Origin of the sequence: Brevibacillus sp. HB1.4B, from assembly GCF_013284285.1 — a bacterium.
Lineage (GTDB): Bacteria > Bacillota > Bacilli > Brevibacillales > Brevibacillaceae > Brevibacillus > Brevibacillus porteri.
This window is the reverse complement of the sequence record NZ_JABSUT010000009.1, coordinates 23,944-45,657: the sequence shown is the minus strand read 5'-3', so window position 1 is coordinate 45,657 and position 21,714 is coordinate 23,944. Positions and strand designations below refer to the sequence as shown.

General features: G+C 44.9%; 21 protein-coding genes, 1 pseudogene and 1 riboswitch. Of the genes and pseudogenes, 16 read left to right on the top strand and 6 right to left on the bottom strand.

All coding sequences use genetic code 11. The features are described from left to right. The first annotated feature begins 27 nt into the window (after positions 1 to 27). The 3 genes from HP398_RS20925 (at position 28) to HP398_RS20915 (ending at position 2,878) form a co-directional block, all read left to right on the top strand. The gene (locus HP398_RS20925) at positions 28 to 1,536 is read left to right on the top strand and encodes a fatty acid--CoA ligase family protein (protein WP_173623654.1); all 1,509 of its coding nucleotides are present in this window, start codon (positions 28 to 30) and stop codon (positions 1,534 to 1,536) included. Between the two features lie 122 nt (positions 1,537 to 1,658). Further along, positions 1,659 to 2,135 (top strand): GNAT family N-acetyltransferase, encoded by a 477-nt coding sequence (locus tag HP398_RS20920; RefSeq protein WP_371736767.1) that lies wholly within the window; start codon positions 1,659 to 1,661, stop codon positions 2,133 to 2,135. A gap of 179 nt (positions 2,136 to 2,314) precedes the next feature. Then, positions 2,315 to 2,878: an NAD(P)H-dependent oxidoreductase gene (locus tag HP398_RS20915; protein WP_017248987.1), complete on the top strand. Its 564-nt coding sequence runs from the start codon at positions 2,315 to 2,317 to the stop codon at positions 2,876 to 2,878. A gap of 67 nt (positions 2,879 to 2,945) precedes the next feature. Here HP398_RS20915 and HP398_RS20910 read toward each other — a convergent pair whose 3' ends face one another. The 3 genes from HP398_RS20910 to HP398_RS20900 all read right to left on the bottom strand — a co-directional run bounded on the left by HP398_RS20910 (position 2,946) and on the right by HP398_RS20900 (position 5,750). Then, positions 2,946 to 3,311: a winged helix-turn-helix transcriptional regulator gene (locus HP398_RS20910; RefSeq protein ID WP_017248986.1), complete on the bottom strand. Its 366-nt coding sequence runs from the start codon at positions 3,309 to 3,311 to the stop codon at positions 2,946 to 2,948. A 106-nt stretch (positions 3,312 to 3,417) separates the two neighbouring features. Further along, entirely contained in the window at positions 3,418 to 4,929 is a 1,512-nt protein-coding gene (locus HP398_RS20905; RefSeq protein ID WP_017248985.1) for an MFS transporter, read from the bottom strand. A 158-nt stretch (positions 4,930 to 5,087) separates the two neighbouring features. After that, entirely contained in the window at positions 5,088 to 5,750 is a 663-nt protein-coding gene (locus tag HP398_RS20900; RefSeq protein ID WP_173623539.1) for a methyltransferase domain-containing protein, read from the bottom strand. Between the two features lie 19 nt (positions 5,751 to 5,769). Between HP398_RS20900 and HP398_RS30975 the strand changes: the two are divergent. Beyond that, positions 5,770 to 5,958 (top strand): annotated as a pseudogene (locus HP398_RS30975) (serine hydrolase domain-containing protein); the annotation flags it as partial. An 81-nt stretch (positions 5,959 to 6,039) separates the two neighbouring features. Here HP398_RS30975 and HP398_RS20895 read toward each other — a convergent pair. Next, entirely contained in the window at positions 6,040 to 6,777 is a 738-nt protein-coding gene (locus tag HP398_RS20895) for a MerR family transcriptional regulator (protein ID WP_017248982.1), read from the bottom strand. 132 nt (positions 6,778 to 6,909) lie between these two features. Here HP398_RS20895 and HP398_RS20890 point away from each other — a divergent pair, with 132 nt between their 5' ends. Further along, a complete protein-coding gene (locus tag HP398_RS20890) occupies positions 6,910 to 7,914 on the top strand; it encodes a phosphotransferase enzyme family protein (RefSeq protein WP_017248981.1) in 1,005 nt (334 codons plus the stop codon). 55 nt (positions 7,915 to 7,969) lie between these two features. On the opposite strand, the gene HP398_RS20885 is transcribed toward HP398_RS20890, so the two are convergent. Further along, a complete protein-coding gene (locus tag HP398_RS20885; protein ID WP_173623538.1) occupies positions 7,970 to 9,127 on the bottom strand; it encodes a GNAT family N-acetyltransferase in 1,158 nt (385 codons plus the stop codon). Positions 9,128 to 9,190: 63 nt separating this feature from the next. Between HP398_RS20885 and HP398_RS20880 the strand changes: the two genes are divergently transcribed. Then, positions 9,191 to 9,364 (top strand): hypothetical protein, encoded by a 174-nt coding sequence (locus HP398_RS20880; protein WP_173623537.1) that lies wholly within the window; start codon positions 9,191 to 9,193, stop codon positions 9,362 to 9,364. A 45-nt stretch (positions 9,365 to 9,409) separates the two neighbouring features. Here HP398_RS20880 and HP398_RS20875 read toward each other — a convergent pair whose 3' ends face one another. Then, positions 9,410 to 11,533 (bottom strand): helix-turn-helix domain-containing protein, encoded by a 2,124-nt coding sequence (locus HP398_RS20875; RefSeq protein ID WP_173623536.1) that lies wholly within the window; start codon positions 11,531 to 11,533, stop codon positions 9,410 to 9,412. 102 nt (positions 11,534 to 11,635) lie between these two features. Between HP398_RS20875 and HP398_RS20870 the strand changes: the two genes are divergently transcribed. The 10 genes from HP398_RS20870 (at position 11,636) to thiS (ending at position 21,712) form a co-directional block, all read left to right on the top strand. Continuing rightward, entirely contained in the window at positions 11,636 to 13,108 is a 1,473-nt protein-coding gene (locus tag HP398_RS20870; protein WP_173623535.1) for an aldehyde dehydrogenase family protein, read from the top strand. Between the two features lie 32 nt (positions 13,109 to 13,140). Beyond that, positions 13,141 to 14,031, top strand: coding sequence for an NAD(P)-dependent oxidoreductase (locus HP398_RS20865; RefSeq protein WP_017248977.1), 891 nt, complete (start codon positions 13,141 to 13,143; stop codon positions 14,029 to 14,031). Positions 14,032 to 14,433: 402 nt separating this feature from the next. Beyond that, positions 14,434 to 14,544: a class III lanthipeptide gene (locus tag HP398_RS31405; RefSeq protein ID WP_371736766.1), complete on the top strand. Its 111-nt coding sequence runs from the start codon at positions 14,434 to 14,436 to the stop codon at positions 14,542 to 14,544. Positions 14,545 to 14,685: 141 nt separating this feature from the next. Further along, the gene (gene lanKC / locus HP398_RS20860) at positions 14,686 to 17,304 is read left to right on the top strand and encodes a class III lanthionine synthetase LanKC (protein ID WP_173623534.1); all 2,619 of its coding nucleotides are present in this window, start codon (positions 14,686 to 14,688) and stop codon (positions 17,302 to 17,304) included. Between the two features lie 161 nt (positions 17,305 to 17,465). Then, positions 17,466 to 17,774 (top strand): thioredoxin family protein, encoded by a 309-nt coding sequence (locus HP398_RS20855; protein WP_017248974.1) that lies wholly within the window; start codon positions 17,466 to 17,468, stop codon positions 17,772 to 17,774. A gap of 64 nt (positions 17,775 to 17,838) precedes the next feature. Further along, positions 17,839 to 19,122, top strand: a complete 1,284-nt coding sequence (locus tag HP398_RS20850; RefSeq protein WP_017248973.1) for a glycoside hydrolase family 18 protein — start codon at positions 17,839 to 17,841, stop codon at positions 19,120 to 19,122. Between the two features lie 96 nt (positions 19,123 to 19,218). Next, positions 19,219 to 19,446, top strand: coding sequence for a hypothetical protein (locus HP398_RS20845; protein WP_026043118.1), 228 nt, complete (start codon positions 19,219 to 19,221; stop codon positions 19,444 to 19,446). Positions 19,447 to 19,528: 82 nt separating this feature from the next. Further along, a complete protein-coding gene (locus tag HP398_RS20840) occupies positions 19,529 to 20,740 on the top strand; it encodes an alanyl-tRNA editing protein (protein ID WP_017248971.1) in 1,212 nt (403 codons plus the stop codon). A 33-nt stretch (positions 20,741 to 20,773) separates the two neighbouring features. After that, on the top strand, positions 20,774 to 21,157 hold the full coding sequence (gene kapB, locus HP398_RS20835; RefSeq protein ID WP_017248970.1) for a kinase-associated lipoprotein KapB: 384 nt from the start codon (positions 20,774 to 20,776) through the stop codon (positions 21,155 to 21,157). Between the two features lie 41 nt (positions 21,158 to 21,198). Then, positions 21,199 to 21,309, top strand: a riboswitch (TPP riboswitch). Between the two features lie 199 nt (positions 21,310 to 21,508). Next, entirely contained in the window at positions 21,509 to 21,712 is a 204-nt protein-coding gene (gene thiS / locus HP398_RS20830) for a sulfur carrier protein ThiS (RefSeq protein ID WP_017248968.1), read from the top strand. Positions 21,713 to 21,714 lie beyond the last annotated feature (2 nt).

Here is a 21,714-nt window from a genome sequence, read left to right as displayed (position 1 = left end):
ATTTTCTGAAAAGGGGGTAGATGTGTGGTGTATCATTTGAATGAAAGCCTCATGCAGAGCGCGAAACAGTTTGCGGATCGTCCAGCCTTTGTCTTTTTGGGAGAAACGACTACGTATGCACAATTCAATCAGCAAGTCGAACATCTCGCAGCAGGACTTGCCCAGCACGGGATTGGAAAAGGGGATGCTGTCGCCCTACTCATGGATAATCGGCCGCATTTTGTTAGCGCTTACTATGCGATACTCCGCGTAGGAGCTGTTGTTGTTCCCATGAACCCCATCTATACGGCGCGCGAAATTAGCTTCATTCTATCGAACAGTAAAGCAAAGGCAGCCATCGCCTTATCCGCGTTGCAACCGGTACTAACCCCGATGAAAGACCAAATAGAAGATTTGCAGCTTCTCATCTACACGGAATCCATTGAAAATGAAATCACGATCGATCAGCTTGTACAAGAAGGGCAAGAGTCAGAGGCAGGGTACGTGGAGCCGGAACGAAACGAAGATGACCTCGCTGTAATCCTGTACACATCAGGTACGACTGGTCAGCCAAAGGGTGCGATGCTCTCCCACCGCAATATGGATTCGAATGCGGAAGCGATGGGGATATTGTTCGAGCTGGTGGCCGAAGATCGCATGGTCGCGGTACTTCCGATGTTTCACGTCTTCTGCATGACGGTGTGCATGAATGGCCCGATTCGCACGGGAGCAGCCATTATTATCGTGCCGAAATTTCATCCCGTAGACGTCCTCCAAACGATTCGGGAGCAAAAAGCCACCTGTTTCGCAGGTGTTCCGACCATGTACAACTATCTGCTACAGCTCCCGAATGCGACAAAAGAAGATTTCTCCTCTATCCGGATATACTGCTCGGGAGGTGCATCCATGCCCGTCGAGCTCCTGCATAAGTTCGAAACGAAATACGATGCCAAGGTACTGGAGGGCTACGGTTTGTCAGAAGCAGCTCCAGCTACAACCTTTAACCCATTGCACGGGACTAGAAAGCCAGGATCGGTTGGAGTCGATATCCCACTTGTGAAGAACAAGGTCGTCGATCCCGAAGGTAACGAAGTCGCACGTGGAGAAGTAGGCGAGCTTGTGGTACATGGGCCAAACGTTATGATAGGGTACCTCGGTTTGCCAGATGATACAGCCGCGGCACTCCGAGATGGTTGGCTGTATACGGGAGACATGGCTCGTATGGATGAAGAAGGATATGTGTACATTGTTGATCGCAAAAAAGACATGATTCTCGTTGACGGCTATAACGTGTACCCGCGTGAGGTAGAAGAAGTGCTTTACCAGCATCCTGCGATTATCGAGGCGGCTGTGATCGGGATTCCTGATGAGGTGCATGGCGAAGCAGTCAAGGCATTTGTGGCATTGAAGGAAATAGCGGTTTCTCAAGAGGATATCATGGCATTTTGTCGTGACAAGCTGGCGAAATACAAAGTTCCTCGTCAGGTCGAATTCGTAGCAGAGCTTCCTAAAAACAGTACAGGGAAAATCTTGCGTCGCTCGTTGCGCACCTCTTAAACGATCGCACGAAGAAATGAAAAATGCCAGCTCACACCATGATCCTTTTGTTGTAAGCTGGTTTTTTCGTGTCACCGACCTGCACGAGTTTCAGTTTGTAGAATGTAGAACGGGATGTGGAGGTGCTTGGATTGCTGTGTTTGATTCATGCAACGGAGGAATATGAATACGATCAAGCACGTGAACTTTTCTTGGAGTATGTAGATTCATTAGGAGTGGATTTGAGCTTTCAAAACATTGCAACCGAATTGCAAAATATACCGGGCGAATACGTACCCCCTGCCGGTTGTATTTTGCTGGCGTTAGATAACGAGCAGCCAGCAGGATGTGTTGCCTTACGAAAAATAGATGATCAAGTTTGCGAAATGAAGAGATTGTACGTGAAGCCTGAATGGACGGGAAGAGGCTTAGGGAAAAAATTAGCCTTGGCGATCATGGACGAAGCAAAATTACGAGGTTATTCGTTCATCCGATTAGATACGCTTCCTACGATGGAACAAGCGATTCAGCTGTACCGCTCATTGGAATTTTATCCAATTGAACCCTATCGTTTTAATCCGATTGAAGGCACGTTGTATATGGAGAAAAAGCTCAAATAAAACAATTGCAAAGGGGCCTCCCAACGATACAAACCTAGAATCATTAGGTCGAGGGGAGGCTTTTTTCTGTTCTTTACACTCACCTTTATGTAAGTAACTGAACAAAATGTGCATACTTACAAATTTGCAGCAAGCATTTTATACTCATAAAACAACAAACCTTCAAGGAGGAACCTACTTTGAAAACTCTTGTCATCGTCACTCATCCAAGCATCGAAACATCCGTCATCAATAAGCGATGGGTAGAAGAACTCAAAAAATATCCAGAAAAGTATACCGTCCATGAATTGCATCAGGCATACCCAGATGGAAACATTGATGTGGAAAAAGAACAGCAATGGATTGAATCGCATGAGAATCTTGTTTTACAGTTCCCGGTTTACTGGTTTAATTGTCCGCCGCTCCTGAAAAAATGGCTTGACGATGTTTTCGCATATGGTTGGGCATACGGTTCAAAGGGAGGCGATAAATTAAAGAATCGCAAAGCTGCATTAGCCGTATCTGCTGGAATTAGGAAAGAGGATTATCAGGAAGAGGGAAGATATCGGTATACACTTGAGCAAATATTGACCCCTTTTGAAACAACCTTCCGTTACTGCCATGCGGATTATCGTTCATTCTTTGCGTATTATGGTACGGAGACTGAGTCAGGCGAAAATGTACCTGGTGAAGAACTTGAGGCGACCGGCAGCGTATTAGATAAGAGCGCGCAAGATTATGTGAAATTCATTGATAGCCTGTAAGAAGACCCATGAAAAAAGAAGTATTTCCTCGTTCGGGAGATACTTCTTTTCCTGTTAGAAACAATTGTTATGCCTGTTGCTTTACATCCTCCTGAGAGGGCAAGCTGTTTTTCTCTCCCCAGTCGCACATCATATTTAACAAGGGGATGAGAGATAGCCCACGCTCTGATAAGGAATATTCCACTTTGGGAGGGACTTGGGGAAATTCCTTGCGGATGATCAAGTCGTCTGCCTCCAGCTCTTTTAACATCAAGCTCAGCGTTTTAAAGGAAATGGTACCGATACTTCGCTTCAGCTCATTATGCCGCATCACCTTATTTTCAGCGAGCCAATACAAAATGATCATTTTATATTTCCCGCCTATTAAAGACAACGTATATCCAAAGCCAGTGTCTTTCAGCTCCACGCCAGTCGGAACACAGGTTTCACGCACAAAGCACACTCTCCTTTGGGAAGTATGATTAGTAAATACATATACTTTACCATATATCATACTGCCATTTTTGGAAAGTGATGCCGAGCAAGAAACCCGTGGACCTTTATGATTCGACACTCTTTTGATGGCGCTCTAGCTTGCCAGGGCCTGCGTATAGTACAGAAAAGAAACCTATAACGGCGAAAATCAATCCCACGATATAACCATGATTGATGGCACTTCCTAGAGAGTCACTCAGAAAAGAGTGAACACTCGGTTCGATTTTTAACGGCTCACGCATGAGAACTTCAGGATTAAGCAGATAAGCTACTTTCTCCGAGGAAATGCCATGTAATGATGCCCCTGTGGATACGATACTTGCATAATTTTGGTTCACAACAGCAGCCGTGATCGATGCACCGAGTACACCCCCCAGGTTTCGACAAAACCCAACGATCGAGGAAGAAATACCGATATATGGTTTATCGACCGAATGCACGATCGCGTTTTGTGCAACGCTCATCAACGGCCCGATTGCAGCAAACCCGAACAGAATCATCAAGAGTGTTAAGTAAAAGAAGGAAATGCCCGTTGAAACGTACATAAGTAAAATAGAACTTACTACACAAGCGAGCATAGAGAACGCCATGAGAGCTCGGAAGGAAAATTTTGTTTGCAACATTCCGAATACCACGGCACCTCCCGTCAAAGAGAGCATCAACGGGGTCAAAACACTATTGGAGTTCGGATACCCGAGCACGACCACGGCGAAAATAGGCAAATAAGTGATGGCAGCAAACATGATGGCACCTTGAGAAAGACAAGCGATACAAGTCGCGACCACCATACGGTTTTGGAAAATCTGGAAAGGAAGGATCGGTTCCTGTGCATGACGTTCTACCAGAATAAAAGCGATCCCCACTATTCCGGCCAGGGCAAACAGTGAAATGATTTGCCACGAAGACCACTCATATGCTTTTCCTCCCCATTCAAGCGCCAGCATGACAGCTATACAGGCGACGATTAATGTAGCGGTACCCCAATAGTCAATCTTTGGCTTTGTATGAGAACGGGATTCTTTCAGGGAAAACAGAAGAGTGAAAAGAGACAACAAACCGATCGGAACATTGACATAAAAGCACCAGCGCCACCCCAAGTAATCCGAGAGCAAGGTCCCGACTTGAGGTCCGGCTATAGAAGAGAGCCCAAAGATTCCGGCAAACACGCCAGAGATTCGTGCCGTATATTTCGGATCAGAGGATAGCGTAAATAAGATTGTAAAAGTAATCGGAAAGAGAGCTCCTGAACCAATTCCTTGAAGGGCACGGAAAGCAATTAGCTGTTCGATGCTTTGGGCAACGCCACAAAGTGCCGAGCCAATGAGAAAAATCGTAATGCCAAGTAAGTAAAACAACTTGCGTCCAAAAAGATCGGACATTTTCCCGAAGATGAGCATCGTACTGGTTGCGGCTAATACGTACGAAGTGAAAACCCAGCTCATGCTTTCAAAGCCACCGATATCTTTAATCATGTGACTAATGGCCGCCGAGGTGATGGTATTGTCGAGGGAAGACATCAATAGGCCAAGTGCCATTGCAAGGATAATGAAGCGGTTACGTTTTTCGGATCGTGACATAAAAAGCGAACTCCTATCTCTTTTCTATTCATTTAGCAAACTTCGCTACAAGACTATTATTTGTGCATTCGTTGCCAAAAAATAGGGAAAGAACAGTTGCAAATCAAACTTTACATCGTTACATTCCACGCGTATTCGAAAAGCTGGCCATAAAAAAGTTAAAGGAGCCGTCGCTGCGCGACAAGCTCCAAGAAATCCATTTGATTACATTTAAATATAACCGAAGACAATGCTTTTGCCAGCAAGTAAAACTGGTGCTGTGTCACCTCAAAGTAACCTTCCTGTTCAATATGCAGATGAATGCTGTGTAGCTCTTCTCTGTATTTATCGACTTCGAAATCCGGAATCTGCCACGGAATGGCCTTCAAATAATAGATCAATGCGCCGACATCATAGAAGCGTTGACGAAGAAACTGCTCAGACTGTTTCACGACTTCAAAGTGATTCTCCCGCACTCCATGTATGGCGGCATCGAGCTTCCATTCCGCAAATGCTGAATGTAACGGTACGCCGAATCGTTCGTTGATCTCGAAGCAATCGGTGCCTCCCGACTGTTGGGTGAGGAAGTACCCGCCATCGGTGAGCACCCGACGAACCTCCCGCGGCGAATACGATTCAAGCTTATTCAGCACCAAATCGAACTGATCGGTCTCAAAAGGAAGACGATCATCATCCACAGAAAGGACAGTCACACCCAACGGCTCCAATCGTTCTTTGGCGACGGACAAGTTCGGCAGATAGCTTTCGGTGGCGCAAACGAATTTCGGCCACGGCCTCAACATTGACAACAGCTCTCCGCCGCCGGTCCCCATATCCAGCATCGACTCGGCATCCTGTCTATACGGGTATCTATGGTGGTTGCGTGAAGAGGACGGTGTTTTTGCATACGCAGCAATAGGCGATGGCGGTCATGTTATCTGTTGCATCCCAGAAAAAAACCTCGTTGTAGCCATTGCATCGGAATTCATGCCGAATCCTCGGGATCGATGGACGCTAATCAAGGAGCATATTATCGGGGCGGTAATCTAAGGCATCAGATAGGGATGAAACAAAAAACCGGGGAGTTGCAGCTCACCCGTTTTAACTGTTAAACGATCGTTTAACTATACGTTACTTGGAAGCAAAATTTTCGGCAGCAATGCAAATGTAGTAGCTTAATCCCGTTTGCTGTTCTTCCAACATAGTGCGGTGGAACTCATCTGATAGGAAAAACCTTGACTGCTCGGCGAAAGCTCTCGCATCAATCGGATGGTCTTTTTGCAAAAAAGCAAGATGATTTTCGATTGCAGAAACAACCGTTTTATCATCAATACTTTTGTTGTTTTTCAACGCCTCTGCCATAAATGTCATGAAAGCAGTCGCTTCGGCAGCTTTTTCATTCATGGAAGTTACGTCCAGATTCTCTGTATCCAATTGAAAATCGTAGGCTTCCTGCAAATGCTCATTTTGTTGAGTGAATGCCTGTTTCCATTCTTCTTCGTTTAATCCATCAAACATTTTCTCAGTGGACATATTTCCTCTCTTCCTTTCGTGTCGAATCGTTTCTTCTAAAGTAAGCAAGATGCGCTCCATTCGAAGCTGGCGTGCCTTTAACATCGCTTGCTGCTCAGATAAACAACGAAGTCTGTCTGGTTCGTGATCAAGTGCAGCTTTGATGCTGTCCAACGAAAAATCCAGCTCACGATAAAACAAGATTTGTTGTAACCGCTTGAGTTCATTCTCACCATAATATCTGTATCCATTTTCTGTAACAATTTCGGGCATCAGCAAGCCAATCTTTTGATAATGGTACAGTGTCTTGATTGTGGTACCAGACAGTTTGGCTACCTCGTTAACGGTATACAACATGGCGATTCACCTCCTGAAATTGAGTTTGCAGTCTGACCTTAGGTTGGAGTCAAGCGAAAAAAAGAAAAGAGGAGTATGGCGAAAATCAAACGAATGTAAGCATATGAACCATATATTGGATGGGGGATTCGCATGACGAGGTTATTTCAGTTGGATTCTGAAGATGACATCGAGAACGTAGTGGCCCAGTTCAAGCAAATCGCACAAAAGGCAATGCACGAATACGACTTGGATGGGGAACAGATTCGTTTCAACCAACTGTCCGACACTTGCACGTTTGTGATAGAAACAGAGAAGGATGGTACCTATTTACTCCGTATTCACGGAAACAAGAACAGAAATGAAATTGATTCCGAGCTTGCCTGGCTCCGCTATTTGCATGAAAAAATAGAGGTAGCGATTCCAACGGGAATAGCGTGCCGCAATGGTTCCAAGACAGTGAGCATTGATCTTGCGAATGGTGACTGTGTCTTCGTATCCGTCATGCATTGGGTCGAAGGGGAGCATGTTGATGATGAACTTACGGAAGACCAAGTTTACAAAGAGGGCGTCTTGCTAGCAAAGCTTCATACAGTATCCCAGGATTTCCAATTGACCCCTGAATTTGCTCGTCCGATCTGGGGAGAGGATCGCTTCAAGGAGTCCATGACTCGTTTGAAGGAGCATTACCAACGATTTCTGACAGACGAAGAGTTCGAGCTATATGAATTGGCGGCGGATAAAATACTCACTTGTCTTGCCAAAATGGACAAGAATAGCAGCAACTACGGAATCATTCACGGCGATCTGCACCAAGGTAACATTGTTTTTTACAACGGAGATCCTCGTCCGATTGATTTTGGAAGATGTGGGTTTGGTTACTATCTTTATGATATCGCCCATACCCTTTTGGGTATATATCCTGCACAAAGAGAGCTTGTCATAAAAGGCTACGAGAGTTTGCGGAAACTAGAAGGGGACTGGCTCCCCACACTTGAGAGCTTCACGGTGATGGTCATGATTGAAAATTATAGTCATCATGCTCCTGACCCCAGGGAAACCGAGGGGCTAAAAGAAGAACAGCCCTATGCAATACCTATGATCAAAAACTACTTGAACGGCAAGCCATTTCTTTTTTATTCAAAGGTAGAAAAGTAGAGGAAAAATGGTTGAGCTCAGCAAAAAGCCGCCGATAAAACGGCGGCCAATTCCATTAGATTACTAATTCAGCAAGAATTCGACCGATCTGATCGCTGTCCTGCTCTCTGTACACATAATCATGATAATGCGGGTGGTGAATGCTTACCCAGCCAAGTTCGAGAGCCTTTTTGTAGTAATGCTTTGCCCGGTCCTCTTCACCACTCAGATAGAACAAGCAAGCAGCATTCCAATACAAGGCCGGATCACCATCCCAATCCCAGCCTTTATCGAGTGCTTGGGCATAACTCCATGCGGCGCGGGCGTAGTCTTTTTCCACGCCATATTTCAGATCGCCACGCATATAGTGGTTGCCGTTGACAAGGAAATTGTTTAAAGGAAGGTTCCAACCGAACAGAACCGGAAAATCCGCGAGCAGCTCGAAACCGACAGACAAGGCTGTTCGCTGCGAACCTATATTATTTGACCAGCACTGCCATCCCACTCTTTTGATTCCGCGTTGTTTGGCGAGTGAGAGAGCACCCAATACTGTCTTTCGAGCCCATCCGTTACCCCGATAGTCTTCATCGGTTTCTATACCCAATTCACATTCGTCTTCTACTACCCAATCCGTCATGCACCAACTAAGAATGGTAGGCCCCTCATCGGTATCTTGAATCGCGGCACAACCGAATCCTTTGTTTTCATAGGCTTCTATAGATGGCCAGTTCTCCGCTATTTCATCGATAACATCCTCAAGACCTATCAATTCTTTACGCTTCAACAAGGTGCTGTCTATCGGGACAATATAATCGTCAGCAGGAGGGGATAGATCCTGTAGATGGTGAGTAAAGATCATTCGCCCGCTTCTCATGGGTAATATATCTTTCATCACGATATCGAGAATGTCATCCCACTTCTCATCAGTAGGATAAAACAGGACGTAGTCAAGCTGTTCATCAGCAGCAAGCTGCGGTAAAATCTCCTCTTTGAGCAATGCATTCACTTCTTCAAAGAAGAGGGGATTATCAACACTGCCTCCTAGAAAAATACCTTGGGGGCTTGTCAACAAGGCTGATCTCGCGTCATTTGACAGGAATACTCTACCAGGAATAACACCTGTAATGACCCCTTTGATGGATACATGATGCTTCAATGCTTCGAACAGATTGGTCGCGCTATGGAAGCAATCGGTTGTGAGTTCCGTTCCTTGAACCATCTTTTGAGCAAACATTTCGTTCATTTCCTCCCATAGCATATGAGAGAAGGGATGAAATTATCGTTTGGAACCTCTCATATGCTTTTCCATTTGTTTTTGCGAATCCAAAACATCATCACTCCTTTACCTGTAGTAGGGCGCGAATCTCTGGGGTGTCTGGTGCCTGATGCCCCCATGTTCATTATGGATGATTATCCAAATATTACAAGAGAAAATAAGCGTCTGCTGTTCACGATTTACATGGAGAAATAATTAACATAACAAAATTATGGTAAACCAACTCCTGCCTTTTTCGATTTATCCTTCCTGGCGCAAATGACAAGCGAGCTGTAATTTCAGCAAGTCTTCCGGATTGCGCAAATCGATGTGAAGAAGCTCCTCGACTTTACGCAATCGCTGATACAACGTATTGACGTGAATGTGCAGCTCTTTGGCGGTCAATTGAGGAGATTGACTACATTTCATATAGGCCATGATCGTCTGTTCCCATTCCTGATATTTTTCCGGGTCTTGCCAGAAAGGGGCAAACACATCTTGAATGAATGCATCAATATCGTCCTGACTCTGGTTCAGCATGAGGCGATTGACACCCAGGTCTTTATAGTGCAGCACACCAAAACGGCTGCGGTTGGTCAAGTAGTGAGCGGCTTTCTTGGCTTCTTCGTAGCTTTTGCTGATTTGTTCAATCCCGCTTGCCATACTTCCCACGCCAATCGATAACGATGCTTCCTTGCCCAGTTCCCACTCATAAGACGCCTGCTGCAGCCGCTCCCGGATGTCCTTGCCATCTCGGGAGCCGAGAGACCGGATGAGGAGGGTGACATGGTTATGGAAGCCGTAGACAAACATCTGAGTTTTACTGAACTCCCATTTCCAACGAGTAATGAGCCGATGAATGTTTGCTTCTAGCAAGGCCAGATCGTGGCACTGTGTCAGATGGGCATAAACCACGTAGTATTTTGCTTGCGGCTGTAACCCCATCGAACGAGCGCGGTCAATCAGTTCATTGCCTTTGCTTGCGATCAGCTCTTGAAAAAGATCATGTGCTCGCTTGTATAGCACGGAGCTGATCGATTGCTTTTTCACTAAATCGAGTATGAGCACTGCACTCCCTTGCTCGACCGTCATTCGTGCGAGATCAGATAGCCCGCGTTCGTTTAAGGGAATCATGAGACCTCCGAGAAAGATGCTTCCATTGATCAACGGATACAAACAGAACCATTGATTGTCACCAGTATCAGGAGAGTACAGCTTGACAGAAACAGGTTGTCTTCTTTTGTTCAGCAATGTATACAGTTCATCCCAGCTAAAAAATAAAGCACTCTTTTCAGGATACAATTTTTGCTCAAGCCAATCGGCAAAATAGATGGAATGGCCTGTCATTTTGCCGAGGGTTTTTACGATTGTTTCTGCCCCTTTATTTTGCAAGGACAACTGCTTGATGGATTCATGGATATGGTTGCGCTGTATCAAATCATCGTGCTTGGCTTGCAGTTGGGCGCTAATGGCAGCCATTTGCTCATACGCTTGCTTGACTTCTGCATAGAGCTCTGCATTTTGCAGGGCGATGGAAGTTTGGTCTGCGAAGCCTTGAAGGAGGTCGAGGTCGTACTCCGTAAACACATTTTCTTGATGAAACTGATGGAGGACTAGCACGCCGATACGCTTTTCTTCACGTGATATCGGAACGCATAGCAACCCATTCAAGTCTCGCAATGTTTTGGCGTGGTTCAGCGAGTGAAAGTTGTCAGCAGAGATGTCCTTCATCGCGTGGGTTGTTTCTTGGCTGGTTTTGTACATGCGTGGGATTCCGTCCTCAAACACTTTGCCCGCGATAGATTCGCCAACCCGCATTTTGAGATCTTTGAACACCGTATCATGAAAACCGACGGTCGCTTTCGGAATCAAAAGGTCGATAGAGGGATCATACAAGTGCAAGAGACCTGCGTCAGCAGCCGGGATAACAGCCAGTGCGTTACCTATGATGCCACGGATGATTTGGTGAACGTCAAGGGTAGCAGATATCGAGCGAATCCCTTCAAAGAGTTTCTTGCTTTCCTCCGCTTTTGCTGTCATTTTTTCTTCTGCCAACAACAGGCGAATCCCGAACCACAAAAGTTCCCACTGGTCAGAGGTAAGGATGGTCGGTTGGCTTGCTTTATGCGAAAGGCAAATAACAGCTTGTCCTTCCTTTTCGTAGAAAAAACGGTACATCTGTTGGGCATATGCATAACGCATGTGGCTAGCATCGTTGTCACAGAGAGGTACTGTCATAGGGGGAATCTTCGTGGTAGCGTTTTCATGAAAAGAAGAGAAAATATGCCGAAAATGTCGATCATGCGAAAATTGGAACCAGATCGAAAAAGGCTGATCGCCAAACCATTCATGCAGCTTTTCAAGCAGGAGCGAAAATGAATTCATCCACGTGTCCTCCATGTAGAGAAATACACATTAATAGTTGGAAATAAGTGTCTGTATATACATTGTATTCATAATTTTTACTATATACAATAACCCTATAAGATGCGGAAGGTGGGAGACGATTTGACAGCAACCTACAATAACTACATCGATGGAGCTTGGGTGACGAGCCATACTGGACAGGTTTTCCCAAGCACGAACCCTGCCAATACGAAAGAGGTTCTCGGTTTTTTTCAAAAATCGGACGGGCTGGATGCGCGTTCTGCCATTGAAGCTGCTGCCAATGCTTTTGGTGAATGGTCACAAAAATCCGCTCCCACACGTGGAGAATTCTTGTTCTCCCTCATTCACTTATTGGAAAAACACAAAGAAGAGCTCGCAGAAACGATCACCAGTGAAGTCGGAAAAACATTGCGGGAAGCGAGAGGCGAGGTCGCCAAGACTATCACCTCCATGAAGCAGTTGACTGGGGAAGCTACTCGCTTGACAGGTCAAACGGTGCCTTCCTTTGATGAACAGGTAATTGGTTACACGGTGCGAGAGCCAATCGGGGTTTTCGCGATTATTGCGCCATGGAATTTTCCGCTGGGGATTGGCTTGTGGAAGATCGTCCCAGCCATCCTCGCAGGCAATACAGTTGTGTTCAAGCCGGCGAGCAACACCTCCTTGATTAGCGTAAAGCTGATGGAGCTCCTGATTAAAAGCGGCGTTCCGAGTGGTGTCGTGAATTTGGTAACAGGACCGGGTGCGGTCATCGGTGATGAATTAGCGAATCATCCACTGGTCAAAGGGATTTCATTTACGGGTTCTTCGGAAGTGGGACTTGCCTTAGGGAGAGCAGTTGGAGCCAGAGGAGGCAAGATTCAGGCAGAGATGGGTGGGAAAAATCCGGCGATCATTCTCGCGGACGCTGATATTGACCTCGCTATCGATTCTATCGTACTGAGTGGATTCTTCGATAATGGCCAACGTTGTACAGGGACCAGTCGCGTATTGGTTGTTCCCGAAGTAGCCGAACAAGTAAAAGCAAAACTGATTGAGCGAGCGAAGGGCTTGAAAATCGGGAATGGTTTCGATCCAGACAATCATAACGGGCCAGTAGTGGACGAGCATCAGCTCAATTTGTATCTTCATTATGTACAAAAGGGGATCGAAGAAGGTGGCGTACTGGAATGCGGCGGTAAGCGCCTTGTAGAAGGTGATCTCGCCCAGGGCTACTTCGTCGCGCCGACGGTATTTACCGGTATTACGCAGGAGATGACGATTGCCAACGAAGAAATTTTTGGCCCTATGATCGCCGTGATCGATGTGGATTCTTTCGAACATGCCATGCAAGTGGCTAACCAGGTTGAATTTGGCTTGTCCTCCACGATTTTTACGAACGATTTACAAAAAGCTTTCCAATTTGTCAAAGGCATTCAGTCAGGTGTCACGCATGTTAATATGCCGTCGACTCATTTTGAATCACAGTTTCCGTTTGGTGGCAAAAAGATATCTGGATTGGGTCCGAGAGAGCAAGGGGAGTCAGCGCTCGATTTTTACGTCGAGACCAAAACGGTTTATATTCGGCCATAAGAATAAGTATAGGAAAAGCAGGAGGAGCGAAGATGGAAGCGATTGGTGTAATCGGCATCGGTGCAATGGGTAAAGGGATGGTCTGCAATCTGTTGCAAAAAGGCTACCACGTGTATGCCTATGATCCAAGTCCAGCAGCAAAAGCCTGGGCAAAGGAAAAAGGAGCGATAGTCGTCGAGTCTCCACAGGCAGTGGGTAGCGTAGCACGTGTCGTTTTCACTTCGCTTCCAGGTCCTGCGATTGTTGAGGAAGTTATGCTGGGTGCGGACGGACTTTTCTTATCATTAGGGGAGGGCAGTTTCGTATTTGATACAAGTACGATTGATCCTACTACAGCAAAACGTCTGAATCAGCACGGCGTAGAAAAAGGGATCTACTACTACGATTGTCCGGTGAGTGGAGGACCTGCGGGTTCTGTGGCCGGAACGTTGACCATTATGGTCGGCGGAGATGAGACAAAGCTTCCAGAAATCATGGACTATCTCAGGGCAATTGGAAAGGAAATTTTTTATCTGGGGGAATCTGGCTCTGCACAAGTGGCGAAGCTTTGCCACAACTCTGTCGTTGCCGTCATCACAGCAGCATTGGGCGAGGCGTTCAGTGTCGGTGTAAAAGCAGGTGTCGATCCACACAAGCTGGCAGCCGTCATGGACAAAGGTTCTGCCCACAATCGTGTGCTCTCCGTTTTTGGGCCTAACATCTTGTACGGTACGTATGAAAATACGGTCTTTTCATTGGATCATATGCACAAAGATTTGCAGCTCTATGCGCAAACCGCACGTGAACAACAAGTGCCTGTTCTCGTTGGTGGTACGGTTGCGCAAATGTATGAGGCAGCAAAAGCACAAGGCAAGGGTAGCTGGGATTCGAGTGCCGTCTGTACCGTGACGGAGGAGTTGGCTCATACTACGATTGCGCGTTAAGCGTTGAATCTGAAAGAGAAAGTAGACTACAGCAACTATTGCTTGTAGTCTACTTTTTTTCTTCGTAGGTCTTCTCTTCCCCAAATAAAAGATAAAAAACTCAGTAGCGGTGACTCTCCAAGAATCTTCTGTAACCGAGTGACAGCTATTGTGGGGCAAGTGGCGCTGGAAAGCCCTTATATAGGTACCATCAGCTATTTGAGAAATTTTCTGAATCTATCGCAGATTCCGAATTCATTTGACAATAATATCACTTATTGTTAAAATATGTAATATAGATTCGATTTAAAGGTGGTTAGAATTTTAGTTCGCGATGAAGACCGGAGTATTAATATAGTACAAGCTTTATAGCTTTGAAAAATAATAGGCACGACATTTCATCTAAATTTTGGAAGGAGGTGAATGATAATGAATCAAGTACTGAATTTACAAAAACTTCCTCAAAACGAGGCAAGTGAAGCAGCTGCTAGGTGGTCGTTGTATAGTAACATTTGCCCTTGGCCATGGGGGTAATGGTTGTTAAGTGCTTCTTCAGAGAAGACCTAGTTGAAGGGTAACTTCAACTAGGTCCTTTTGATTGAGACGAATACATAAGATGTAGCTTACAAATTATTGGGAGAGGTTCATAAATCATTTATGAGAGGAGAGTATATCATGAAGGCAGACATGGTTTATTATGATTATTTAAATGAAAACTCGAAATATTTCACTCCTAACAAATCAATCGTTACTGAGAGAGAATTTAATGTGACAAATTTATCAGATGATTGTGTAGTTAGCAGGGAAGAAAATTCTGTATGGAAAATGTACAAGTTTAAAGAACGATCCTTGCAAGCTCAAGGTTGGAAAATCCATATTAGTGCAACACTTGATAATGCAGAACAGATTTTACAGAAGGTCAGTCATATATTGGTTGAACGTAAAGTCTATTTCAAACATCTTGCAAGCGAATGGGATTATTTCACTTCAAACTCAAAGATCGCAAATAGAGCAAGTTCGGGAAAGTTTATTACGATCTATCCTCCTAGTGATGATGATTTTTTACATTTATTAGATCTACTATATACCACCCTTCATTCTTTTGAGAGTGGTCCCTACATTCTGAGTGACAAGTGTTGGAAAAACAGCAATGTTTACTATAGGTATGGTGGATTTGCAATGATATTCAACGAACAAGGCGAACTGTGCATAAAAGATGAGAATGGTGAATTGCTTGTAGACGAAAGAGTTCCTTACTATCAAGTACCTTCTTTTGTTAAAGAATTTGATCAGTATTTAGATACTTTAAATACCACATCTATTGAGGCTGAAGTAGAAAATAATAAATTTGAAGAATACGAATTTCAAACTGCACTTCGCTTTACGAATGGTGGAGGAATCTATGTAACAGAAAGGAAGAAAGATAAAAAGAAAGTCATTATTAAAGAAGCAAGGCCAAAATCAGGATTGGATGGTCAAAAAGTTGATGCATTAGAAAGACAAAAAATCGAACTTGATGCTTTATCAAAGCTATCGAAAGTAGATGGAATTGTAAATATACTAGATTACTTTACATATTGGAAACATAGTTTTCTTGTGGAAGAGTATGTGGATGGAATGGACTTAGATTCCTGGATTGTAGCGAACTACCCTTTTATTAATAATGGTGATGTCAAAGTCTATAAGGACAAAATACATAATATTCTTACTAAATTGGTGTCTATTGTCGAAGAAATGCATAAAAATGGTGTAGGAATGGGAGATTTACAACCAGTAAATATTATCATATCCGAAGATTTAAACGTGACTCTGATTGACTTTGAAACAGCACGACCTAAGGATTTGGAAGGAAAGCCTACACTGCAAACATACGGATTCTCTCATCCACGTAATAAAAATAACGGAGAGCGGGATTGGTATGCAATAAAGAAAATCCTACGACATTGCTTATTGCCAATTGGACCAATCGAGGATATTGATTCTGATATGTATGATTATCAAGATCAATGGATTGAAAAGGTTTATGGAGAGGATTTTCTACTATTTGTAAAAATGATAAGGGAAAAATGTAATCAGCATTTATCATTTATAGGAGAAGAGAGTAGGTCGCATGCCATAAATAAAAATGTGATGAAAAAGGATATTTCCTCCATTATTGAAGGTCTCAGAAATGGTATTGAGAAAAATTTTGTTCCTAGCGAAAAATTAATTCATGGGGATATCAGGCAATATGAAAGCAAAGCTGGGAAATACAATGTACAAAATGGAGGCACTGGAGCTGCGCTAGCATTTTTTAGATCTGGTACTGTGAGTGAGAAAATAAACCATTGGATTGAAAATGAATTAATGAAAAACATCGATTCTATTGAACAAGGTGGATTATTAACAGGTAAAGCAGGCATAGGGACAACATTGTATGAAATCGGTTATAAAAAAGAAGCAATGAACATCTTTGCAAACATGAATCTTAATTCGTCTGATCTATCTTTAAGGTCAGGATTGTCAGGTATAGGTCTTGGGTTCGTTAGTCTTTATTTAGAAGAAAAAGATGAACGTGTTCTGGACAAAGCAATATTTGTAGCGAGTATCATTGATACTTTTATGAGCGAGAAGAAAGAGTTAAAAGTTCAGGATTGGGCCGGGATTCCAATCGGTATAATGGATGGTTGGTCTGGAGTCTCGTTGTTTTACTCGGCTTTGTATGCAGTCACCAAAAAGGAAAATTATTACTTGAAATCTATCGAATGCATTGATAAAGATTTAGAAAAAACCAAAGAAGACAAAAGCACATTGCAAACGATTGATGACTCCAATCGCTTATTACCTTACCTTTCAGGGGGATCGTTAGGCATAGGAATAGCAATCGTATACCTAAATCATGTTAGTGATAAAAAACGTTACGAAAGAGAATTGAGCTTAATTACGAATTTATATCGTGTTAGATGTAGCATAAGCGGGGGGCTTTACGATGGCGCTGGAAGCTTTTTGATAATACCGCCGCTCCTAGGAAAAAGTGATTCTGCGTATACAAACAAAAAAGATTGTGTAATTGAATTGTTACGTCTATTTTTAATTCCTAAGGAAAATCATATTTTATTTCCAGGGCAGTTTTGTTATCGTTTATCTGATGACTTTCAAACAGGGAGTTCTGGTATTATACTAGCTTTAGAGGGGATATTGAAAGATAACCCATTATATTGGCTTCCATTAATAAATATCGATGATTTTTATAAAAATACAAAATATAGCCAAGATGTAGCATGTGTAAATGCCGCCCCAACTACAATCAAGTAATGAGGCGTAGAGTAGTGGTTGGCTTTGTTCCATAATTGTATAAGAGTACCAAATGGACAGTGCTACCTTATGGTTGGTTACTGTCGTTTTTGGTTTGCGAAAGAGAAAAAGGTTGTTTAGATCCTGTATCATGTCCAATGTGCAGAAAGGAGAGATACGACTTGCAAGAACTAACCTCAACAGAACTGATCCAATACCTGCAAGAAAAGGAGTCGGTCGCTCTTTTTGTCTATACACCGATGTGTGGGACCTGCAAGCTCGCAGCACGTATGCTCGGCATCATGCAAGAAACATTACCTACCGTTCCTCTGTATCAGATCAACATTAATACGGCGCCTGCATTGGCAGAACAATGGCAAGTGACCAGCGTTCCCGCCTTGCTTATTTTTCACAGAAATGAATTGTTGGAACGCCATTATGCCATCCAGTCCGTTGGATTTTTATACGATGTACTGAAACCTCTGGCCTAGACATACACCTATTTCCTTCGCCATGAATATGACAGAGAGAGAAGAAATGCGAAGGAGGAGGCGTATGCAAATCCACGTGGTGGAAGAAGGACAAACCTTAGCGAGCATCGCCGAGACGTACGGCACGACGGCAGAAGCGATCACCAAGGCGAATGAATTGCCAGATCCCAATAAGCTGGCAACCGGACAGGCGATGGTGATCCCGATTGTAGGAAGCTACTATTGGGTCAAACAAGGAGATACGTTGTATACCATCGGTCAGCGTTACCAGATCAGCGCAGCAGAGCTTGCTCGCGTCAATGGGATTTCTCCCTATAAACCGCTACAAGTCGGGCAAAAACTTTATATCCCGCCTCGCCCTAGACGAGCGGCTGATTTCAATGCATATGTGGAACCGCGCCGCACTGTCCCACCAGCGATGGAAGCGGATGTTCGGACGGCTGCTCCTCATCTGACGTATTTGGCACCGTTCAGCTTTCGTATCAAACGGGATGGCACCCTCGATCGACCAACGCTGAACAATTTTCCGGCGATCGCAAAAGAAAACCAAGTACTACTTATGATGGTCGTGACGAATTTGGAAAAAGGTCAGTTCAGTACGGAATTGGGCGCACTCATCCTGAACGATCAAGAGCTCCAGAACAAATTGTTGGATAATATTCTCGCGACCGCCCGTGAGCTGGGAATGGGGGATATCCATTTTGATCTAGAAGCATTGCCCACAACCGGTGCTGAAGCGTACGCGAACTTCTTGCGAAAAGCAAGGGATCGTATACATGCAGCAGGATTGATGATGTCTGTTGCGCTCGCACCGAAGACGAGTGCCGAGCAAGCTGGCAAATGGTATTCCGCCCATGATTACAAAGCGATAGGAGCGCTTGCCGATTTTGTCGTGATCATGACGTATGAATGGGGCTATAGTGGTGGTCCTCCCATGGCGGTTTCTCCGATCGGACCGGTGCGGCGTGTTTTGCAGTACGCTATTACCGAAATACCAGCCGAGAAAATTTTGATGGGCCAAAATCTGTACGGATACGACTGGACCTTACCGTACGAGCGAGGAACGACAGCGAAAGCTCTAAGTCCACAAGCCGCAATTGCTTTGGCTGCGCAGCATAATGCAGTGATCCGGTATGACTATCGCGCACAGGCTCCGTTTTTTACGTACACCGATGATCAAGGCAAGCAACATCAGGTGTGGTTTGAGGATGCGCGGTCGATCCAAGCTAAGTTCAATCTAGTTAAACAACTTGGTTTGAGAGGCGTCAGCTACTGGAAACTCGGTTTGCCATTTCCGCAAAATTGGCTGTTGATCGAGGAGAACTTTCGCGTTCGTAAGCGCGCATAGTCATCTGGCGTACATTCCATCGCGGGTTGTACGCCTTTTTTTCGAATGAAAAATCATGGTATGATGAAGATGACAGTAAGGAAAAGGGGAGAAATCATGGGAGAATGCAAATTGGATCACAGCCATGAGGACGTACACAAAAAACTGGCAGAACAAACTCCATATCTGTCGGAGTTGCGTGTGAGTCAATTCAAGAATCAGTTGAATGGCGAACTCAGCCAAGAGCGTCTAAATGAACTGTTTCATTTATTGAAAAAGTATGACCTGGCAAGCCCAGAGGAGCGCCAAGAGCGCGAAAAACAAATGGATCACTTGTTTGGCTAAGTTTTATACATACGTTTTTTTGTTTTGCCCCCAAGTGGGAGAATCAGGCTGGAACCATGGTTCCATGCAGCGAGGAGTAACGATGGACGACAGACTCTATTATCAGGATGCCTATACAAGAACGTTTTCGGCCCAGGTGACGAGGGCTGGTGTCGAGCAAGATGGGACACCTTACGTAGTACTAAATCAAACGGCTTTTTACCCTACTGGAGGTGGACAGCCTTCCGATCTGGGCGTATTGGAAGAGATTCGTGTGGTAGATGTGGAAGAGGTAGAAGGCGAAATTCGCCATAGACTGGAAGCTCCCTTATCTGAAAGCATAGCGGAAGTAACGGGTCACATCGATTGGGACCGTCGCTTCGATCATATGCAACAGCATGCTGGACAACACATTTTATCTGCTTCCTTCCTGGAAGTCGTGCAAGCGGAGACTGTTGCCTTTCACTTGGGCAAAGAACGTGTCACCATTGATGTACGACTAGATGAGTTGACAACAGATGTATGGGAGAAGGTAGAGAAGCGAGCGAATCAGATTGTTCTGGAAAACCACCCCATCATAGCGCGGTTCGTTGATGACGAGGAGTTGGCAACGCTGCCCTTGAAAAAACAGCCGACCGTTACTGAAAACATTCGTGTCGTGATGATTCCTGAGTTTGATTACAACCCATGTGGAGGAACACATCCTGCACGTACGGGCGAAGTCGGGATGATCAAGATCTTGGGCTGGGAGCGACATCGCGGAAACATTCGTCTGGAATTCATCTGTGGCTGGCGAGCTTTGCGGGACTACAACCAAAAGCAAGCTGTCGTTCGTGATACGGCGAAGCTGCTCGCTACCAATGAAGGTGAACTGATCGCACAGACGGAACGCCTCCTTGCAGAACGTGACACCTTGAAGGCAAAATTGGCAGAAGTGGATAAGCAGCTGTTAGAAGTGGAAGTCAATCAACAACTATCTGCTGCTAGCCAACTCGGTCATTCTCGCCTCATTATGCATACCTTCACGGACAAAACCATTCAACAGCTTCAGCAGTTCGCACAGCTGGCTACTGCTCTGGCGCCAGATGCGATTTGCCTTTTAGCTGCTACTACCGAAGACAAAATGCAAATCGTGTTTGCTCGTGGGCAAGAAGTCAACGTAGCCATCAATCAAGTGTTGAAAGAAACCTTGCCGGTCATTGAAGGAAAAGGCGGAGGAAATCCTGCCATGGCACAGGGTGGTGGTCAGTCAGTAGTGGATGCGGAAGAAGTATTGCTGCATGCTCGCAAACTGCTGGAAGCCTCACTAATGTAAATACATTTGATTGAATAAAAGGAGGAAACCGCGATGAACTGGAATCCGGGAGATATCGTTCGCGTGGCGCAGCGAACTGGAGAATATATTGCAGAAGTATTGGAAATCCACGATTCGAAGCTGCTGGTAAAAGTGTTGGCCGTTACTAAATACCCGACGCAAGGCGATTTGCATTCTTCCTACGAAGTAGATGTGCCGCTGTTTCACCAGCGTCCAGCACTCTCTTACATGGAAAAATTCATGACGCCTGTCCAAGGGGTCATTCGCTATAATGGCGCGATTCCGGACTACAAGGAATCTGTGCGTCAGGCGATGGAGAGAGAAATGGAAAAGCTTTCGAAAATGGCAGCTTGGGCAGAGCGTTGTCTCATTGAGCTGGAAAAGATGCACAAGGAAGCCTTTACAAACACGAAATAGAGTGGTACTGTAGTACTCGAATGTACGACAATTGCATAGCTTTACTACCAAACGGGGGCCAAGCAACGTTGGCTGAGATTGTAACGAGTGTGTTACTGACCGTTGAACCTGACCTGGGTCATGCCAGCGGAGGAAGAGGTATTTGGAATCAGTATCACGGTGTCGCATCCGAGCAGAACTATGCTTGTTTGCGTGCATGCATGATCAGATCTCACTCAACCATCCGAGGCGGATGGTTTTTTTATGCCATTCGTCTGGGGAGATGGGATGGGTATACGGCTTCTTCTGTTTGTCTGAATCGACTCAGGCAGGCGGGGGAAGCCGTTTTTTTCCAGTAGAAGGAGGTAATCAATGATTGTTCAGCTGAATGGGAAAAAAGTAGAGTTGGCGGAAGAGATCACGACAGTGCGAGCCTTGCTTGCTTCTTATTCCCTGCAAGAGAAGATTGTCGTCGTAGAACGAAATGGTGAAATTATTGATCGCTCCACGTACGAACAAACACCGATTGCAGACGGAGATCGCATAGAAATCGTTCATTTTGTCGGAGGAGGATGATC

Excerpts from the sequence above, each read along its gene's own strand:
- HP398_RS20895 (WP_017248982.1), bottom strand. The coding sequence starts at position 6,777 with ATGTTGTATACCGTTAACGAGGTAGCCAAACTGTCTGGTACCACAATC.
- kapB (WP_017248970.1), top strand. The coding sequence starts at position 20,774 with ATGAACTGGAATCCGGGAGATATCGTTCGCGTGGCGCAGCGAACTGGA.
- HP398_RS20870 (WP_173623535.1), top strand. The coding sequence starts at position 11,636 with ATGCGGAAGGTGGGAGACGATTTGACAGCAACCTACAATAACTACATC.
- HP398_RS31405 (WP_371736766.1), top strand. The coding sequence starts at position 14,434 with ATGATAATGAATCAAGTACTGAATTTACAAAAACTTCCTCAAAACGAG.
- HP398_RS20890 (WP_017248981.1), top strand. The coding sequence starts at position 6,910 with ATGACGAGGTTATTTCAGTTGGATTCTGAAGATGACATCGAGAACGTA.
- HP398_RS20840 (WP_017248971.1), top strand. The coding sequence starts at position 19,529 with ATGGACGACAGACTCTATTATCAGGATGCCTATACAAGAACGTTTTCG.
- HP398_RS20900 (WP_173623539.1), bottom strand. The coding sequence starts at position 5,750 with ATGCTGGATATGGGGACCGGCGGCGGAGAGCTGTTGTCAATGTTGAGG.
- HP398_RS20845 (WP_026043118.1), top strand. The coding sequence starts at position 19,219 with ATGGGAGAATGCAAATTGGATCACAGCCATGAGGACGTACACAAAAAA.
- HP398_RS20885 (WP_173623538.1), bottom strand. The coding sequence starts at position 9,127 with ATGTTTGCTCAAAAGATGGTTCAAGGAACGGAACTCACAACCGATTGC.
- HP398_RS20865 (WP_017248977.1), top strand. The coding sequence starts at position 13,141 with ATGGAAGCGATTGGTGTAATCGGCATCGGTGCAATGGGTAAAGGGATG.
- lanKC (WP_173623534.1), top strand. The coding sequence starts at position 14,686 with ATGAAGGCAGACATGGTTTATTATGATTATTTAAATGAAAACTCGAAA.
- thiS (WP_017248968.1), top strand. The coding sequence starts at position 21,509 with ATGATTGTTCAGCTGAATGGGAAAAAAGTAGAGTTGGCGGAAGAGATC.
- HP398_RS20880 (WP_173623537.1), top strand. The coding sequence starts at position 9,191 with ATGCTTTTCCATTTGTTTTTGCGAATCCAAAACATCATCACTCCTTTA.
- HP398_RS20875 (WP_173623536.1), bottom strand. The coding sequence starts at position 11,533 with ATGAATTCATTTTCGCTCCTGCTTGAAAAGCTGCATGAATGGTTTGGC.
- HP398_RS20905 (WP_017248985.1), bottom strand. The coding sequence starts at position 4,929 with ATGTCACGATCCGAAAAACGTAACCGCTTCATTATCCTTGCAATGGCA.
- HP398_RS20850 (WP_017248973.1), top strand. The coding sequence starts at position 17,839 with ATGCAAATCCACGTGGTGGAAGAAGGACAAACCTTAGCGAGCATCGCC.